Genomic DNA, 19,052 nt, shown 5'->3' with positions numbered 1-19,052 from the left:
AAAACGTGAATTTCGCACGCTAAGGAATTTCTATATTAAAAAACTTGGCTTTACCGTACGTTAAGGAAGTTCCATAAACGATATTTAATATTTGTTATTGTTACTACAGAAAGAACAAAAAGAATGAATTAAATATGAATCGATTTATCCCGCTATTTGCGGGCAGTAAGACTCCCACCTCAAAATTCGGCGAATACGAGGGAGTTAGGTGGGAGTCGGACTGCCCGTAAAAGCCCGATTGGTGAGGGCTAATAATCAGTGGGGGATGAACAAAACCCCCACTGATTAAAGTTTCACTTTATCTGATTCAAGATCATTTGTATCGAGTGTATGAAGCTAAAAAATAAAAGTTTCATTGTAAATCCTAAGTGGAGTAGAAGTTTAGGTTGATAAATAAGGGAGTCGAATTTTTTTGCATAAAGCTGTATAATGCTTGTAACGAAAAGGAAATACAGGAAAGGATATGTAATGAGTTACTATGGATAAGGATAAACAACAATTAAGCGTTGAAGTTGCAAGATTATATTATCAATCAGATTATAGTCAGCAAGAAATTGCTAATAAATTAAATATTTCAAGACCGACGATTTCTAGATTATTGAAGTATGCGAAAGAAAAAGGATTTGTTCAAATTAGTATAGCTGATCCATTTGCTGACTTAGATAACGTTGGGAATTTACTTAAAGAAAAGTATAACCTGTTAGAAGCGCATGTCGTATTTTCTCCAGTACCAGAATATGCAACGATTACGGAGTATATTAGTAAATATGCAGCTGAGTATATGGAAAAGACAGTGAAAACTGGTGATATCGTTGGTGTAAGCTGGGGAATGACGATGTATGAAATCGCTAGAAAAATCGTACCGCAACATGTGAAAGGTGTAGAGGTTGTCCAGTTAAAAGGTGGCATTAGTCACTCAAGTGTAAATACATATGCGAATGAAACGATCGCGTTATTTGCAGATGCTTTTCAAACGACGCCAAGAAATCTACCTCTTCCAGTTATATTTGATAATGCGGTGACAAAAGAATTAGTGGAGCAAGATAGACATATTCATCACATTATTGAAATGGGGAAACAAGCAAATATTGCAATTTTCACTGTTGGAACAGTGCGTGATGAAGCGTTATTATTCCGATTAGGATATTTAGATAAGGATGAAACGAACATTTTGAAAGAGCAAGCTGTCGGTGATATTTGTTCACGTTTCTTTGATGGAGACGGAAATATTAGTAGCGAAGAAATTAATAAGCGTACAATTGGAATTGAGTTAGAGGAACTTAAATTAAAGAAACGTTCTATTTTAGTTGCAGGTGGTAATAGAAAAATAAAAGCAATTGACGGTGCGTTACGTGGCGGGTATGCAAATGTACTAATTATAGATCAGCATACAGCGAAAGAATTGTTACATTATCAAAGAGGTTAGAAATAAAAGGCTTTCTCAAAATATTAATTTTGAGAAAGCCTTTTATTTTTAGTATGAATAAATCAATGTGTAGTACCTTGTAAAGTATTTGTAAGGAACGCTCTTTGATTGATCTCCTTTTTCAAAAATTAGTGAGTTAGCCATAATATCTCTATCTACAAAACTCCAGCCATCTTGCTCCATCATATCGATAAAAGGTTCCATTTTTCCGCGCTTTACTAAGTAGGGGTATTGATTATCTCTCGGTTCTACTTCCACCATTTCTTTATCTTGAATAACCATCTTAGACATAGCTAAAGCAAATGGAACTGGGTTTCCTTCTTGGAAAATAACATCCCTTTTATAAAAAATAAATATGGATAGTGAGGTGCATACTAGCAATGTGAATATAAAGAATTTTGACTTAAACAAGTGGTTCACATCCTTTATTTACAAGCTTATACTACTTTCAATGTATTACTAGAAATTCCCTTCTAAAAAAGAATGAACAAAAGTTCAAAAGTGTATTTACATTTGTTCAACTAAGAGTTAGAATGAAGTTGTTAAAAGATATGAGGAGTGAAGATAATGAACATTGCAAAGTTAATTGACCATACAATTTTAAAACCAAATTCTACAAAAGAAGATGTTATGAAAGTAATCGAAGAGGCAAAGCAATACAAATTTGCTTCAGTTTGTATTAATCCTACATGGGTAAAGCTAGCTGCTGAAGAATTAGCTGGACATGATGTAGACGTTTGTACTGTAATCGGTTTCCCATTAGGAGCAAGCACTACTGAAACAAAAGCATTCGAAACAAAAGATGCTATCGCAAAAGGTGCAACTGAAGTTGATATGGTAATCAACGTAGGTGCTTTAAAAGATGGCGACAATGAGTTCGTTGAAAAAGACATTTATGAAGTAGTACAAGCAGCAAAAGGAAAAGCTCTTGTAAAAGTAATCATTGAAACTTGCCTTCTAACAGATGAAGAAAAAGTTCGTGCTTGTGAATTATCAGTAAAAGCTGGCGCTGATTTCGTAAAAACTTCAACTGGATTCTCAACTGGCGGAGCAACTGCAGAAGATATCGCATTAATGCGTAAAACAGTTGGACCAAACGTTGGCGTGAAAGCATCTGGCGGCGTTCGTACACGTGAAGATGCAGACAAAATGGTAGAGGCTGGAGCTTCTCGCGTTGGAGCAAGTGCTAGTGTTGCAATCGTATTAAATGATGCAAAAGGTGCTACAGATAATTACTAATTAATAAAGTGTGAAAAGCAATAGATACACGTTTAAAGTAAAGTGTATCTATTGCTATAACAATTGAAAAGAATGTAAGCGGATACGAATGGGAGGAGACGGCTTATGAAATACTTAATCGGTGTTTTAGGCCTCGTATTGATTTTAGGTATCGCTTGGCTTGCTAGTAATGATAGAAAGAAAGTCAAATATCGCCCAATCATAACGATGGTTATATTACAATTCATTTTGGGGTTTTTATTATTAAATACAAGCGTAGGGAATATATTAATTAGCGGAATAGCAGATGGTTTTGGAGAATTATTAAAATATGCTGCTGATGGTGTGAATTTCGTATTTGGTGGATTAGTAAATCAAAAAGAGTTTTCATTCTTTTTAAGTGTATTAATGCCAATCGTATTTATATCAGCTTTAATAGGTATTTTGCAACACATTAAAGTATTACCTATTATTGTGAAATCTATCGGTCTAGTATTAAGTAAAGTAAATGGGATGGGGAAACTCGAATCATATAACGCGGTAGCTTCTGCGATTTTAGGACAATCTGAAGTGTTTATTTCAGTTAAGAAACAACTAGGATTATTGCCAGAGAAAAGAATGTATACATTATGTGCATCTGCAATGTCTACAGTATCTATGTCTATCGTTGGATCATATATGGTGTTATTAAAACCGCAATATGTTGTAACCGCTTTAGTGCTTAACTTATTCGGTGGCTTCATTATTGCTTCTATCATTAACCCGTATGAAGTTACTGAAGAAGAAGATATGTTAGAAGTACAAGAAGAAGAGAAAAAGACATTCTTTGAAGTATTAGGGGAATACATTATAGATGGATTTAAAGTTGCGATTACAGTAGCAGCTATGTTAATTGGTTTCGTTGCCCTTATCGCATTCATTAATGCAGTATTTAAAGGTGTAATCGGTATCTCATTCCAAGAAATTCTTGGTTATGTATTTGCACCATTTGCATTTATTATGGGTGTTCCATGGCATGAAGCAGTTAACGCAGGGAATATTATGGCGACAAAACTTGTATCAAATGAATTTGTTGCGATGACAGATTTAGCACAAGGAAACTTTAATTTCTCAGATAGAACGACAGCGATTATATCTGTATTCTTAGTTTCATTTGCAAACTTCTCTTCAATTGGAATTATTGCTGGGGCAGTTAAGAGCTTAAATGAAAAACAAGGGAATGTAGTCGCAAGATTTGGTTTGAAATTACTTTTCGGTGCAACGTTAGTAAGTTTCTTATCAGCAACAATCGTTGGCTTATTATTTTAACAGATTCATATAATATAAAAAGGAATGGTGATTACAATGAGAATGGTAGATATTATTGCGAAAAAACGTGATGGAAAAGAATTAATGACTGAAGAAATTAATTTCTTTATTAACGGTTATACAGACGGAAGTATTCCTGATTATCAAGCGAGTGCACTTGCAATGGCAATTTTCTTTAAAGATATGACGGATCGTGAACGTGCAGATTTAACGATGGCAATGGTTGAGTCTGGAGAAACAATCGACTTATCAGCAATTGAAGGCATTAAAGTAGATAAGCATTCAACTGGCGGTGTTGGTGATACAACAACATTAGTATTAGGACCATTAGTTGCTGCTTTAGATGTACCAGTAGCAAAAATGTCTGGTCGTGGTTTAGGACATACGGGCGGGACAATTGATAAATTAGAAGCGGTAGAAGGATTCCACGTTGAAATTACGAAAGAACAGTTCATTGATATTGTAAACCGTGACAAAGTGGCTGTTATCGGACAAACAGGAAACTTAACACCTGCTGATAAAAAGATTTATGCATTACGTGATGTAACAGGAACAGTAAATTCAATTCCTCTAATTGCAAGTTCAATTATGAGTAAAAAAATTGCAGCTGGTGCTGATGCAATCGTACTTGATGTAAAAACAGGTGCGGGTGCATTTATGAAAACCGAAGAAGATGCAAAAGAATTAGCTCATGCAATGGTACGTATCGGAAATAATGTTGGACGTCAAACGATGGCAGTAATTTCAGATATGTCACAACCTCTTGGTTTTGCTATTGGTAACGCTCTAGAAGTGAAGGAAGCAATTGATACTTTAAAAGGCGAAGGTCCAGAAGATTTAACAGAATTAGTACTTGTATTAGGAAGCCAAATGGTCGTACTTGCGAAAAAAGCAAATACATTAGAAGAAGCTCGTGAAATGCTAATTGAAGTGATGAAAAATGGAAAAGCAACTGAGAAGTTTAAAGAGTTCTTAAGCAACCAAGGCGGAGACAGCTCAATTGTAGATAATCCAGAAAAAATGCCACAGGCGAAGTATGTAATTGATGTACCTGCAAAAACTTCAGGTGTGATTTCAAACATTGTTGCAGATGAAATCGGTATCGCAGCTATGTTATTAGGTGCAGGTCGTGCGACAAAAGAAGATGAAATCGATTTAGCGGTAGGATTAATGTTACGTAAAAAAGTTGGCGATGCAGTAAAAGAAGGCGAGCCGTTCGTAACGATTTATGCAAATCGCGAAAATGTAGAAGATGTAAAAGCAAAAATCTATGAGAACATTTCTATCGCTGAAACAGCAGTGGCTCCTAAATTAGTTCATACAGTTATTACTGACTAATCATAATTACATTTACTTTGAGGAGGAAATAATATGGATAAGAAAAAATATATCGAAGAAGCAAATAAGATGTTATCGAAAGCGTATATTCCGTATTCTAAATTTCCTGTTGGTGCAGCGCTAGTTACAAAAGAAGGTAAAATCTATACTGGTTGTAATATAGAAAACGCTTCTTACGGTTTATGTAACTGTGCAGAAAGAACAGCAATATTTAAAGCAGTATCAGAAGGTGAGCGCGACTTTAGTTACTTAGTCATTACAGGAGAAACTGACGGACCTATTTCACCATGTGGTGCTTGTAGACAAGTTATTGCTGAATTTTGTGATCCGAAAATGCCAGTTTTACTAACAAATGTAAAAGGCGATGAAAAAGAAGTGACTGTAGAGCAGTTACTGCCTGGTGCCTTTTCAATTGAAGATTTAAAATAAGTTAAAAGGCCATTCCACAATTAATAGTTGTGGAATGGCCTTTTTTATTTTCAATAATAGAATGTAATAATCTGTTCATATTCCGTTCATAAACTTTGCGTAAAATGATTGCAGTGAATATGGAAAGTTTACAGCAGGAGGAATATGATGAAGAAATTATATAATGCAGCATTCATTTACTTAATTATTGGTTTATTATCAGGTGTATTTGCTAGAGAGTATACGAAAGCGCAAGGCATTAAAGGATCCACTATGTTGCAATTAGTGCATACACACGTATTAGTGCTCGGCTTTGTATTCTTTTTGGTCGCTTTAGCTCTATTTAAAGTATTTAATGTCCATGAAACAAAAAGTTTTCGTGCGTGGTTTGTTGTTTATAATGTAGGATTAATTTTTACTATTGCTACAATGGTATTTAGAGGTATTCTACAAGTAAATGGAACTGACTTTAATGGTTTAAGCCATATGGCTGGTTTAGGTCATGTCATTATAAGTGTTGGGCTCGTTTGGTTTATGATTTTGCTCAAAAAATCTTTTAAATAGATAGGAGTGGAGAGTATGAGTTTAGCACTTTTATCAAGTATAGTAGCGGTTTGTATGGCCGTTGGAGTTATGTTTCTTCGCTTTAAGTCAGCGGAAAAACCGGTAACGAAAAAGAAAATTATATTACCGCCAATTTTTATGAGCACTGGTGCAATGATGTACTTCTTACCAGAGTTTCGATTAACGTCTTTAGAAATAGTAGAGGCAATTAGCGTAGGACTTATTTTCTCTATATTTCTTATTAAAACATCTAAGTTCGAAATAAGAGGCGAAGACATATATATGAAACCATCAAAAGCGTTCATATTTATTTTAGTTGGTTTATTAGCTGTTCGGGTAGCATTGAAATCATATTTAAGTCAGTCGATTGATTTAACCCAATTAAGTGGAATGTTTTTCTTACTCGCTTTTGCGATGATTGTATCGTGGAGAATTGCGATGTATCGCTCGTTTACTAAATTAGAAAAGACAATAAAAAGAGCTGGAATTTCTATATAGGAATTTCAGCTCTTTTTATGTTTTATACGATTGTTTTTTTAGCTTTGATTTCATTTGCTTAATTTTAAACGGATTTGAGCATCTTGTAATGCAACTGGTGTAACGTTAAGACCATTTTGATCAACGATTTTTGTGTTTAATAAAATGGAATCTAAGCTCCCGCGAAATGTTTTTGTATAGTTTTGACGCAACATTTGTTGTTCTTGTTTTTCATCAACTGTTAATCCAAATGTTCTTTCTTTTTTTGATAATTCGTTAATACGGAATAAAATGTTTTGCATTTTGTTCACCTCTTATCTTAAAATAACTATAAATTAGTTACTTACTAATTTATAGTTATTTTAACTTTTTCATATGAATATGTCAAGAAGGGTAAAAGAAAAGTAGACACCCGTATTACAGTAAGTGGGTGTCTACAAGGAAAATATAAAGTTTAGCTTAATTCATGTAAGTGACTAACAAGTTCTGCTGTTTTAGAAAAGAATGGAGAATGATCAGCTTCCAAAGTAATGATTTTCACACAAGGAGTTTCTGTATTCATTCGGCGCTGAAAATCAATCGGAATTGCTCTATCTAGAGTTGTTTCGATATAAATACGATTTACAGTTCCAAAGTTCTCTTCTGATATTTTCAGCTCTTTTTGGAACGGTCCTAGTGGTTGAGGACGCATTTGATTAAAAGATGCTCCTTTAATAGAACCGTCTTCTGTAGCATTTAAAAATGTTTGTTCAATCAACTCTGGTATAAGTTCTGCGGTTATGTCATTCTCATTTATAGAGAATTGTGGGCCAGCTTCTCCGTCTAACTTACTACCAAGACTTTCTCCATTTTGTGGCAAGAATGCACAAAGATATACTAATTTATCGATTTTATTTGGTATAAGCTCAGCGGTTTGAGTGATCACAATTCCCCCCATACTATGTCCAACAAGAATAACTTTTTCATTTTGTTGATTTATAATAGTTGTTACTGCATTAACATAGGAATCTAATGTTATATTTTGTGATGGAGTTGTATCTTTCCCACTTCCAGGTAAGTCTAGTGTAATAACTGTATGTCCGAAAGCCTCTAGTTGAGGTTTTACTAAATCCCATGCCCATTCACCTTGCCATGCTCCATGTACTAAAACGTAAGTACTCATTTAATCAACACTCCTCTAATGTTTATATGTTTATTTTTTCGTAATATTGATGATGTATAATTAGTGTATATGAAGTGGGTTGATAAATATAATGAAGCTTATTTATAGATGATATAAATAACTTTTATATAAGGAGAACAGAATGAACGTTTTTGATTTTAAAGTTTTTAAATACGTGGCTCGTTTGAACAGCATTAGTTTAGCAGCTAAGGAGTTACATATGACACAGCCGGCTATAACTCATATCGTAAACAAATTAGAGAAACGATATGCTATAACATTATTTGATCGCTCTAGACAAGGAACTGTTTTAACTGAAAATGGAAAAGAATTTTTAGTTTGTGTAGATCGACTTCTAATGGAGTATGAAAACCTTGAAGAAACAGCTTTACAATTAAAAAATAATAACTTGTATAAGATTGTATTAGCTACATATCCTTCAGTTACTGTATATTGTTTGGCGGAGTGTATCGAACTAGGTAATTTTGATCAAAGTCAGTATGTGCTTGCAGTTCGAGAAGGAAGCTATCAAGAAGTGTTAGATTGGCTGTCTTCTGGAAGTGCAGATTTTTCTATTTCTATAAAAGAAAATTTAATACCAGGATTTCATTATGATGTAATTGGTGAAGATCCGTATGTTATGGTTTCTTCTAAGTCAGTTCCATCAGGTCTTACAATGAAAGAGTTGAAAAATTATCCTTTTATAATGCCGCTCTCTGGTTGTAAAGAAGTACTTGAACCATATTTGATGAAAAATGAAATAGTAGTTAATAAAGTGATGGAATCAGAGACAATTAGTTCGGCGTTAGCACTGGCTTTACAAGTTAAAGGAATAACAATCGTTCCATTATCAGGACTTCATAAACAAATTATTCATGACTTCATCGTGCAACCGATAGAAATTAAAATTCCACGACAACTTATTATGCAATGGTCACCTAAAAAAGAAAATGACGCACTGTTTCTGGCGTTTGTTACGAATTTACTAAGCCAACTACAACAAAAGAAAAAATGAATAAAATGATACAAAAGGTAAGCTCATTTCACTGAAGCTTACTTTTTGTGTGTATTACCAATATAGGACAGTATCATAAAGCCCGATTAATATAAGGAGAACACCGGCTATACGCTGAATGTTTTTTCCTATTTTTCGGCTCTTTTTCAGTAAAGTCCCATTTAATCCAAGGTAGGAGATGATGAACATAAGTACAACGATAGGTAGAGCAGTTCCTATCGAAAAGAATGTCGGAAACAAGTATCCATAATTAGATGAGAAAGATAAAGGGATTAACGTTCCGAAAAATAGAACGAACATAGTCGGACAGAAGGCTAAGGAAAAGAGAATCCAAGTAAAAATGAGCCAACCTCATTTTGTTTTCGTATAAATTTGATCGAGAAGAAACTTCTTCCTTTTATAATACCTGCCAACATTAGCCCCATTAAAATTAATAAAGGTCCAATTATTTTTCGTAACCATGGGAAATACAAAGTTAATATTTGCTGAATCTCTTTTCCTAAGAACCATACTAATAGTCCAAGTGTCGTAAAAGCTATTATTTTTCCTAAAATGAATAACAATATATGTTTCCATGCATGTCCCTTTTGTAAAGATTGATTGCCATAAAGTGAAACTTTAATCAGTGGGGGGGTTGTTCATCCCCCACTGATTATTAGTTGAACCAATCGGGCATTTACGGGCAGTTGATATCCCACCTAACTTCTTTGTACTATCCGAATTTTGAGGTGGGAGTTTTACTGCCCGTTAATGCGGGATAAAGTGTAATAGCGCTAATGTTTCCTGTTAATTGGCAAGGAGAAAGGGTACCTACAATGCCTAATAAAAACGCAAATAAAAGAGGAATTGATTTCGTAGCATTCGCGATATCCATTAAAGGAGACATGAGTTGATAACTCCACTCGCTAACTGTTGAAAACACGTTATATTCACCTTTCTAACTAGTTATATTGTAATGTTCCATTTTTAGTAATCTGCTTCCACGTTTTACCGTCATCCATAGAAAGAAAGACATTTGCTTTCATTGTAGCAAAAACTATTTCAGCTGAATTTTGAGGATTTTGTGATATGTACATAATTGTATCTTTAGAATCTAAAGATGGAATCTGTAAGTTTGTTTCTTCATTTGTAGCAATTGATTTCTTCGTAATTAGTTGCTCAGTTTGCTTATTAATAGAGGCATAGATAATGTCTTCATTACTTAATGTAACTGCGGTCGATTCAACTGGTTTAGAAAATAGTTCAAATGTATTTCCATAATCTGTAGACAAATATACACCGTCTTTAGCACTTACCGCGACTACACTAGATTGATCTGGATGTGCTGAAAAGGAATGGATTGTACTTGAAAGACCGTTTAATTTACTATTTTTCCAATCTTGTCCGTTGTTCGTACTGAAATAAAAACCTTGTTGTAATTTAGAATTTGGACGCTCATTGTATAAATAAATTGCTTCCGTATTATATCCGACAGCAAGGTTATGAAAATCAGATTCTCCATAAAACGCTAGCTTTTCGAGGGTATTACCGCCATCAGAACTTTTCATTAACCCTAAAGGATTTTTTAAATTTGCACCTGGTTCAGGATGACCGCTGGCAACGAATCCATTCTTTGTTGCCTGAAATCCCATGTAATCATGTAGCTCAGTCGTAGTTTCAAACCATTTACCATTTTGATAAACTTTTATACCACTGTGAGTTGCGATAGAAACCCCAGGCATATTTCCCGCGTAGCCAATTCCATGAATGTGCTCGATTTTTCCAGATGTAATTTCTTTATAGAAGTTTTGCGGAATCGTAGTTGCTGTTTCTTTATTTTTTGGCTGAGATTGCACCGTTTCTTTTTTAGCTGGTGCTGTTTCAGCATTGCTAGAACATCCTGTAATTATTAATAAAGAAGTAATTGCTAACCCTGTTGCTACATAATGTTTCACTTTTGTAGACTCCTTTCCATATATATGAGATTTTAAGTATATGGAATAAATGTCAAGAAATTGTGGAGTGGTATGCATAATTTAGAGTGGAAGGGGCCCTAGTAATGAAGATTTTCTTTTCTCTATGAGCACTATTAATTGACGAAAAATTATAACAATAATAGAATGAATTATATTGGATAATCAGTTTCAAAATTATACATAGAATGCTAGGGGGATTATTATGAAATCAACATTTTTTGCTCAAAATAGAGAACGATTAGTAAACACATTACCGGATGAATCTATTACTATTTTATTTGCTGGGCAAGCACCTCATATGTCAGCCGATGCACATTATAAATTTGTGCCGAATCGAAATTTTTACTATTTAACGGGAATCGATGAGCCAAATGTTATTTTCATGTTGAAAAAGTTTGGAAATAGTGTGGAAGAAATTCTTTTCATTGAAAAATCAGATCCAGTAATGGAAAAATGGGACGGTAAAACAGTTTCTAAAGAAGATGCAGAACAAATTTCAGGCATAAAAAAAGTTGTATATATAGAAAGCTTTGAGAAGACAATGGCAAATACACTTTTCACAGAAAATGTGAAGCATCTGTATTTAGATTTAGAGCGTCGTGAGTGGAAGGGTACTGAGACGAAAACGTTAGCGTTTGCTAAATATGTAAGAGAACAGTATCCACACGTTTTAATTGGTAATGTATATCCGCATATTTGTGAATTACGAGTGTTTAAAACGGAAGAAGAAATTGAAATCATTAAAGAAGCGATTGTTGTAACTAAAGAGGGTATTTATAACGTGCTGAAGCATGCAAAAGCAGATGTGATGGAATATGAATTAGAAGCTCATTTTGATTTTACGCTTAAATCATCTGGAATTAAACATCATGCATTCAATACAATTTTGGCGAGTGGTAAAAATGCTACAGTCCTTCATTATGAAGATAATGATGCACAAATTCAAAATGGTGATTTAGTGCTGCTCGATTTAGGTGCTCAAAAAGATTACTACAACGCTGATATTAGTTACACATTCCCAGCTAGTGGAACATTCTCTAGTCGCCAAAAACAAATATATAATATAGTGTTAAAAGCATTGAAAGAAACAACTGAGCTTATTAAGCCAGGATTAAAGTTTACGGCATTAAATGAGCATACAAAAAAGGTACTGGCAGAAGAGTGTAAAGCAATTGGTTTAATTCAAGAAGATGAAGAGTTATCAAAATACTATTATCATGGCGTCAGCCATTTCCTTGGTTTAGATACTCACGATGTAGGAACATACAAAGATAGAGTGTTAGAAGAAGGTATGGTTATAACAATCGAACCTGGTCTATATATTGAAGAAGAATCAATTGGGATTCGTATTGAAGATGATATTCTTATCACAAAAGACGGGTATGAAAACTTGTCAAAAGATATCATTAGAACAGTTGAAGAGATTGAAGAGTTTATGAGAGAAAATAATGTAAATGTAAAAGAAGATGAAGTTGTTACGAAATAATAATTAGAAGAGGCGCTCAATTTTGGGCGTCTTTTTATTTGGACCATTTTAAACCTCCATATTTTCTTGAAAATTGTCTTCTATAATAATCTTGAAAAAGAAAAAGGAGGGATTTTCAATGAAGAGATTTGTATTAACAGCAGTTACAGTCTCCGTAATATCTTTAATTGCTGCATGTTCTGCGACCACAAATACAACAAATGATCATAAAAATATGGACGATAAAAAAACAACACAGACTGAAACGGCTACAAAACCATTGAAAGTTGTAAAAGGGCCAGAAGTTACTTTAGTAGCGAAAGAAGAAAAGCAAAAGCTAAGTAACGGTGTTATTGTTCCAGTCTGGACATTTAATGGCTCATCCCCAGGTCCAGAAATCAGAGTGAAAAAAGGTAAAAAGGTTAAAGTGACATTAAAAAATGAATTATCTGCACCAGTATCTATTCATTGGCATGGGTATCCTGTCCCAAATAACATGGATGGAATTCCAGGTGTGACGCAAGATGCGGTTGAACCTGGAAAGAGTTTCACCTATGAATTTGAAGCGAACGTACCAGGAACATATTGGTATCATTCGCATCAAGATTCTGTGAATCAACTAGATAGAGGTTTATATGGTGCTCTCATTGTAGAAGATACTAATGAAAAATATGATAAAGATTACACATTAATGTTGGATGAATGGGTTACAGATAAAGAAGAAATTAATAAGCAGTTAAAAGAAATGACAAAAGGGCCAACAGGTAATAAATCTAAGGGTAATGAAAATACGAAAAAGAATGATGATATGAAAGGCATGGATCATTCCGGTATGGACAGTGATAAAAAAGACTCTAGTAATATGGCAGGAATGGACCATGGAAATATGAAGATGGAAGGTCATGATATGAGTATGTATGACTTATTCACAATCAATGGTAAAAGCGGAGATTTAGTAGAGCTGTTAAAAGTGAATGAAGGGGATAAAGTTCGTCTTCGACTCGTTAATGCTGGTTATCTATCACATGATATACATGTTCACGGTCATGATATAAAAGTAATTGCGACAGATGGTCAACCAATTAACGATCCAAAAGTTATAAAAGACAAAGTAATTTCAATCGCACCGGGTGAACGTTATGATATTGAATTTACAGCTAACAATCCTGGGAAATGGTACGTTGAAGACCATTCAGAAAGTAAAGGTGCAAAAGGAATGAAAGCTATTATTGAATATGATGGCAGCAAAGAGATGAAAGACAAAGCAGATGAAAAAGAAAAATTACCGAAATTAGATATGACGAAATATGGTGCTAAAAAATTAGGTAGTTTCACGTTAAATCAACAGTATATTGCCACATATAATATGGACTTGAATACGCAAATGAATGGAAATGAAATGGTATATACAATTAATGGAAAGGTATTCCCAGATATTGACCCAATTTCAGTGGAAAAGGGTGACTTAGTAAAAGTAAAATTAGTAAATCGCTCTAAAGCGGACGATCATCCGATGCATTTACACGGTCATTTCTTCCAGGTGTTAAGTAAAGATGGAAAACCGGTAGAAGGTTCTCCAATTGTGAAAGACACTTTGAACTTAAAACCAGGAGAAGAATATGAAGTAGCCTTTGTAGCAGACAATCCGGGTGAATGGATGTTCCACTGTCATGATTTACACCATGCTTCAGCGGGGATGGTAACAGAAGTGAAATATACAGATTATAAATCTGATTATGTTCCAAACCCTAACATTCCTAATAAGCCAGAATAATATGAAGCAGTTATCCTATGGATAGCTGCTTATTCATTTTCGTTGCAAGTGTTAATGCATATGTTGATCGTGCCCGGATGAAGATGGGGGAGTATGATCGGGGAATGTCACGAACACGGCAACGATAATTACCACACTAATTGAAAGTAATAATAAAAAACGCCGTTGGATAAAAGTAGAAAAGGTTTCTGATAAAAGTTGAATTATACATGACATAGTTATTGTTATAGTAAGTAAAAGACTAATGAACAGTATACTGTGAGCTTGTTGAGCGTTTAACATTTCTGTAATCATTGCTCCCATCATACTTGCCATTAATCCAGAAAACATTCCTTCTAAAGCGGTAAATAGGTGAAACCGTAGACCGACTAAAAAACCGATAAACCCACTAATCAAAATAGCAAGCAAAGTAGAATATAGTAATTCTCCTTTGAAGAGAATCCCTAAATAAAAACCTATACTTAAACCGATACACATACTAAAAGACATAATAAATACCATATACTCCATTAGGGTACCCTTGCGTTTAGATATATATGATGTAATAAGAATCGAGATACAACAAAGTGTTAAGGCAGTTAACGTATAAGCGAACATCATGATACCTCCCTGTCCTATCATTCACTTCATCATATGTTCAAATGGAGAGTACTTATGCTAATATATATCTGCAAATTATCTGCACAATTTAAAAAAGGTAAGTTCAATATAATTTTCAAATAATGATGGTTATCTTAGTGGACGATGCTTCATAAAGAATTGTTGTATTTTTATTTTGAGAGAATATATGTAAGCAAGTAGTAGTGAATGGAAAAGATGTTCGATTTTTGAGCGTCTTTTTTGTCTATAAGCATGAGAAAGAAAGTGTTATATAATGAGTTTCTATTGTGAAGCTATAAAGAATAAGCGTATAATATTATAGGTCTCCCATTTGTGAGGCAAACCGCGAATGATAAATAAGATGGTTGTTTTATCATCGCTTCTAAACAGATAGACAATGAAAGTAACACTGGAATACAGATAGGGAGTTAGAAGATGAAATTAATTATTGCCGAGAAACCAGATCAAGGTTTGGCTCTTGTTTCACAGTTTAAATATCGCCGGAAAGATGGGTATTTAGAAGTAGAAGCAAATGAGTTATTTCCAAATGGAGCGTACTGTACATGGGCAATTGGTCATTTGACGCAGTTATGTAATCCAGAACATTATCACGCTGAGTGGAAGAAATGGTCACTTAATACATTGCCGATGATTCCAGAGCGTTTTCAATTTGAGGTAACAAAGTCAAAGTATAAGCAATTTAACGTTGTGAAACAGCTGTTACATAATCCACAGGTAACAGAAATTATTCACGCGGGCGATGCTGGGCGTGAAGGGGAACTGATTGTAAGAAATATTATTAATCTTTGCAACGTGCAAAAGCCAATGAAGCGTCTTTGGATTTCATCTTTAACGAAGCAAGCTATTTATCAAGGATTTAAAAACTTACTAGATGAAGCAGATACGATTAATACGTATTACGAAGCATATACAAGATCTTGCGCTGACTGGGTCGTTGGTATGAATGCATCGCGTGTCTTTAGTATTTTGCTAAAGAAAAAAGGAATGAATGATGTGTTTTCCGCTGGTCGTGTACAAACACCAACATTAGCACTCATTGTAAAGCGTGAAAAAGAAATAGAGAACTTTAAGTCAGAGCCGTTTTGGGAAGTGTTCGCAACCTTTAATATAGAAGGAAAGAAATATGAGGGGAAATGGGAGAAAGATAATGAGTCCCGCTTAAATGACCCTGATTTGGCAAATAAAATTGCAGCGTTTTGTCAAAACAAACCGGCTGTAGTAAAAGAAATGAAAACGGAGCGTAAAGAGTTTCAGCCGCCGTTTTTATTTAATTTATCAGCACTGCAAGCGACAGCGAATAAAGCCTTTAAATTTTCACCAAAAAAGACACTTGATATAACGCAAGCACTATATCAAAAAGGGATTGTCTCTTACCCTCGTTCGGATTCTAACTATGTTACACAAGGAGAGGCAGCGACGTTCCCTGATATTTTACAGAAGTTAAGTCAGTTTGATGAATATAAAGGTTTATTGCCAGCACCAATTGAATCGATTATGAATAATAAGCGTTATGTGAATGAAAAGAAAGTTACAGATCACTACGCAATTATACCGACAGAGCAAGTTACAAATCCAAGCAAACTATCAGGTGATGAAAAGAAAATTTACGATATGATCGTAAGAAGGCTGATTGCGGCGCATTATGAAGTAGCAATCTTTGATTACACAACGATTACAACTCTTGTAGACGAACGTGCTGCGTTCATTTCGAAAGGAAAACAGCAAATTCAAGAAGGTTGGCGTAAAGTTATTTTCCAAGACGATAAAGATGACGAAACGATTCTTCCAATTGTAGCTGAAGGTGAACAAGGGAAAGTTGTAAAGGTGAAAGTGAAAGAGGGGAAAACACAGCCACCGAAACGTTATACAGAAGGACAACTTATTACGTTAATGAAAACAGCCGGTAAGTATTTAGAGAATGAAGAGCTTGAGAAAGTATTGAAGAAAACAGAAGGTTTAGGTACGGAAGCGACTCGCGCCGGTATCATTACGATGCTGAAAGACCGTAAATATATAGATGTACAGAAAAACCAAGTGTACGCAACCGATAAAGGGAAAGTATTAATTACAGCAATCGGTGATAAAATACTAGCTTCACCAGAAATGACAGCAAAATGGGAGCAACGCCTTGCGGAAATTGGAGAAGGTACAGCTTCACCAGCGACATTTATGGAGCAAACGAAAAAGCTATCAGCTAAAATTATTGAAGACGCGGTAGAAATGTCGGAGAAATGGGATTTCACCGGATTACATGTTGAATCGATTGAACGAAAAGGATCGAAATTTACAACAGGTAAAAAGGTCGGGAACTGTAAAAAATGCGATGGCGATGTTATTGATAAGTCGACGTTTTACGGTTGTTCTAACTACAATACAACACAATGTGACTTTACCATCTCGAAGAAGATTTTAAGCAAAGCTATTTCGCAAAAAAACATGACGAAACTATTAAAAGGTGAGAAGACCGATTTAATTAAAGGCTTTAAAAAAGGCGAGAAAACGTTTGATGCGAAGTTAGAGTGGAAAGATAATAAGATTAATTTTGTGTTTGAGAATTAAGTGGTTTTAACAAATGAAAAAGCTCTTTCCCGAGTAAAATGTGCTGTATTAGGTTTGAAAATATAGATAGAAAAGAAAAAGCATGACAATTTTATGTCATGCTTTTTTATTTTATAATTACAGAGTTTTGTATACTAGCACTAAAATTTATTTGAAATAATTGTTTGAAAAGGTGTTATTAAATTGGGCGTTTATATCATTTTGATCATTTCTTTTATATAAAGGGAAAATAAGGAATTAGAAAATAAAAACAAGCAATGAAGAGAACAGCTGAAAGTAGCTTACACCGATGTTTATAAAAAGTTATAGAGCATTTCTTTGAATAAGGAATGCTTTTTGTTTTTGCTTGGAATAAAAATATACAACAAAAATACTATCTAAAATAATAAAAATTTATTGCAAAACGATAAAATTTATATTAAAATCAAAATCAGAATAAATAAGTGTGGTGCTTTTTATGGAAAAGGTAACAACGTTATTTTTAAAATTAGAGGAGGTATAAATATGGAGGTTAACAATGTGATAATTGAAAATATGGATAACCCTCATGAGTTGGAGAGAATGTATAGAAAAGACCCGAAAGCTTTTAAAAAGTCATTCTCACAAGCATGGGATGAAAACCCTGATTCTCAGGTTCTTGGTGCTTGGTATGAAAGATTGCATTTCAAGGAGACGGCAAATACAGAAAAACCTTCATTGTTTCAAAAAGGTTTCTTATTCATGGGCATTTTAGCTATTCTGGCAGGGCTAAGCACCAGGGTAATCTTCCATTTTGTCGAGCAGGAAGCAATTGCTCCAATTAACTTGGCTTTTGGTGTAATTCCCTTTATTGCTGCTTATTTTATTTACAATAATACTCCGAAAAAAAGTATTATTTATTTCCTTGCAGCATTGTTCCTAATTGCCGGGGTGTATCTTAATATGTTGCCATTAAATTATAAAGACAGCAGTATCCTTGCGTATTTACATCTTCCTATATTCTTATGGGTCTTAGTAGGGCTTGCGTTTACAGGAAATGAATATTCAAAAGGAAGTACGAGATTAGCTTATATTAAATTTAATTTGGAATATTGTATTCTCTACGCCAGCATGGCAGTGAGCGGAATGGTACTAGCAGCATTAACCATGCAGTTATTTAGGTTTGTTGACTTGAATATAGAAGACTTCTATTTTAGTAATGTTATTTTATTTGGCGCTGCCGCTCTCGCTATTGTGGCTGCATACTTGGCATCAATGAATCTTAAACTTGCTAAGAATATTACACCATACATATCTAAAATTTTTAGTCCTCTCGTCTTGATCACATTGTTGATTTATCTTATAACGGTTATATGGGTCGGGAAAAATCCGTTCTTGGACCGCAATTTCCTAATGGCCTTCAACGGAATACTCCTTGGTGTATTGGCTGTTACCATATTTTCCATTGTTGAGAGTGAATCAGACGAGAAAAAGAACATTTCAGATTATATCAATTTTGCCTTAATTGTTCTTGCGCTTATTATTGACACTGTAGCTTTGTCAGCCATCGTATTCAGACTTTCTTCTTACGGGATTACACCTAATAGACTTGCTGTCTTAGGAGTAAACATACTGATCTGGGCAAATCTAATTTGGATTATGTTTTCCTATATGCGTTTTCTACAAAACAAATCAGGACCGACAGCTATCCAAGATGCCGTTACGAAGTATTTGCCAATTTACGGACTTTGGGCAGCTTTCGTTATATTTACTTTCCCTATAATTTTTAATTAGAAAGACTTTG

The 19,052-nt window shown here is 34.4% G+C and carries 17 protein-coding genes and 1 pseudogene; 12 read left to right on the top strand and 6 right to left on the bottom strand.

Annotated features, from left to right (window positions below):
• Positions 1-478 precede the first annotated feature (478 nt).
• Positions 479-1,426: a sugar-binding transcriptional regulator gene (locus tag MHH66_RS17100; RefSeq protein ID WP_078185660.1), complete on the top strand. Its 948-nt coding sequence runs from the start codon at positions 479-481 to the stop codon at positions 1,424-1,426.
• Positions 1,427-1,474: 48 nt separating this feature from the next.
• On the opposite strand, the gene MHH66_RS17095 is transcribed toward MHH66_RS17100, so the two are convergent.
• Positions 1,475-1,837, bottom strand: coding sequence for a hypothetical protein (locus MHH66_RS17095; protein ID WP_063217818.1), 363 nt, complete (start codon positions 1,835-1,837; stop codon positions 1,475-1,477).
• A gap of 156 nt (positions 1,838-1,993) precedes the next feature.
• Here MHH66_RS17095 and deoC point away from each other — a divergent pair, with 156 nt between their 5' ends.
• The 6 genes from deoC (at position 1,994) to MHH66_RS17065 (ending at position 6,760) form a co-directional block, all read left to right on the top strand.
• Positions 1,994-2,665 (top strand): deoxyribose-phosphate aldolase, encoded by a 672-nt coding sequence (gene deoC / locus MHH66_RS17090; RefSeq protein WP_002012110.1) that lies wholly within the window; start codon positions 1,994-1,996, stop codon positions 2,663-2,665.
• Between the two features lie 105 nt (positions 2,666-2,770).
• The gene (locus MHH66_RS17085) at positions 2,771-3,952 is read left to right on the top strand and encodes a NupC/NupG family nucleoside CNT transporter (protein ID WP_002035026.1); all 1,182 of its coding nucleotides are present in this window, start codon (positions 2,771-2,773) and stop codon (positions 3,950-3,952) included.
• 36 nt (positions 3,953-3,988) lie between these two features.
• Complete coding sequence (locus tag MHH66_RS17080) at positions 3,989-5,290, top strand: pyrimidine-nucleoside phosphorylase (RefSeq protein WP_078185659.1); 1,302 nt, start codon at positions 3,989-3,991, stop codon at positions 5,288-5,290.
• A 33-nt stretch (positions 5,291-5,323) separates the two neighbouring features.
• Complete coding sequence (locus MHH66_RS17075) at positions 5,324-5,719, top strand: cytidine deaminase (protein WP_000358532.1); 396 nt, start codon at positions 5,324-5,326, stop codon at positions 5,717-5,719.
• A 147-nt stretch (positions 5,720-5,866) separates the two neighbouring features.
• A complete protein-coding gene (locus MHH66_RS17070) occupies positions 5,867-6,262 on the top strand; it encodes a DUF2871 domain-containing protein (protein WP_078185658.1) in 396 nt (131 codons plus the stop codon).
• A 15-nt stretch (positions 6,263-6,277) separates the two neighbouring features.
• Positions 6,278-6,760 (top strand): CcdC family protein, encoded by a 483-nt coding sequence (locus MHH66_RS17065; protein WP_063217815.1) that lies wholly within the window; start codon positions 6,278-6,280, stop codon positions 6,758-6,760.
• Between the two features lie 50 nt (positions 6,761-6,810).
• On the opposite strand, the gene MHH66_RS17060 is transcribed toward MHH66_RS17065, so the two are convergent.
• A complete protein-coding gene (locus tag MHH66_RS17060) occupies positions 6,811-7,041 on the bottom strand; it encodes a DUF896 domain-containing protein (RefSeq protein WP_002126840.1) in 231 nt (76 codons plus the stop codon).
• 152 nt (positions 7,042-7,193) lie between these two features.
• Complete coding sequence (locus MHH66_RS17055) at positions 7,194-7,901, bottom strand: alpha/beta fold hydrolase (RefSeq protein ID WP_002126841.1); 708 nt, start codon at positions 7,899-7,901, stop codon at positions 7,194-7,196.
• Positions 7,902-8,043: 142 nt separating this feature from the next.
• Between MHH66_RS17055 and MHH66_RS17050 the strand changes: the two genes are divergently transcribed.
• On the top strand, positions 8,044-8,916 hold the full coding sequence (locus tag MHH66_RS17050; protein ID WP_001100323.1) for a LysR family transcriptional regulator: 873 nt from the start codon (positions 8,044-8,046) through the stop codon (positions 8,914-8,916).
• 54 nt (positions 8,917-8,970) lie between these two features.
• On the opposite strand, the pseudogene MHH66_RS28635 reads toward MHH66_RS17050, so the two are convergent.
• A pseudogene (locus MHH66_RS28635) lies at positions 8,971-9,838 on the bottom strand (urease accessory protein UreH domain-containing protein).
• 19 nt (positions 9,839-9,857) lie between these two features.
• Complete coding sequence (locus MHH66_RS17030; RefSeq protein ID WP_002126844.1) at positions 9,858-10,850, bottom strand: F510_1955 family glycosylhydrolase; 993 nt, start codon at positions 10,848-10,850, stop codon at positions 9,858-9,860.
• 223 nt (positions 10,851-11,073) lie between these two features.
• Here MHH66_RS17030 and MHH66_RS17025 point away from each other — a divergent pair, with 223 nt between their 5' ends.
• Both MHH66_RS17025 and MHH66_RS17020 read left to right on the top strand, forming a co-directional pair.
• On the top strand, positions 11,074-12,357 hold the full coding sequence (locus MHH66_RS17025; RefSeq protein ID WP_078185657.1) for an aminopeptidase P family protein: 1,284 nt from the start codon (positions 11,074-11,076) through the stop codon (positions 12,355-12,357).
• Positions 12,358-12,475: 118 nt separating this feature from the next.
• Complete coding sequence (locus tag MHH66_RS17020; RefSeq protein ID WP_002168635.1) at positions 12,476-14,110, top strand: multicopper oxidase family protein; 1,635 nt, start codon at positions 12,476-12,478, stop codon at positions 14,108-14,110.
• 51 nt (positions 14,111-14,161) lie between these two features.
• Here the strand turns inward: MHH66_RS17020 and MHH66_RS17015 are convergent, their stop codons facing one another.
• Complete coding sequence (locus tag MHH66_RS17015) at positions 14,162-14,707, bottom strand: hypothetical protein (protein ID WP_002168634.1); 546 nt, start codon at positions 14,705-14,707, stop codon at positions 14,162-14,164.
• Positions 14,708-15,145: 438 nt separating this feature from the next.
• Here MHH66_RS17015 and topB point away from each other — a divergent pair, with 438 nt between their 5' ends.
• Both topB and MHH66_RS17005 read left to right on the top strand, forming a co-directional pair.
• Positions 15,146-17,290, top strand: a complete 2,145-nt coding sequence (gene topB, locus MHH66_RS17010; protein ID WP_002012275.1) for a DNA topoisomerase III — start codon at positions 15,146-15,148, stop codon at positions 17,288-17,290.
• 504 nt (positions 17,291-17,794) lie between these two features.
• Positions 17,795-19,042 carry a DUF4153 domain-containing protein gene (locus tag MHH66_RS17005; RefSeq protein WP_002126853.1) on the top strand — a complete coding sequence of 416 codons (1,248 nt, stop codon included), beginning with the start codon at positions 17,795-17,797 and terminating at the stop codon, positions 19,040-19,042.
• Positions 19,043-19,052: the final 10 nt, after the last annotated feature.

This window comes from Bacillus sp. FSL H8-0492, from assembly GCF_038006145.1.
Lineage (GTDB): Bacteria > Bacillota > Bacilli > Bacillales > Bacillaceae_G > Bacillus_A > Bacillus_A mycoides.
The sequence above is the reverse complement of the archived record's forward strand: the minus strand, read 5'-3'. Positions and strand labels throughout refer to the sequence as shown.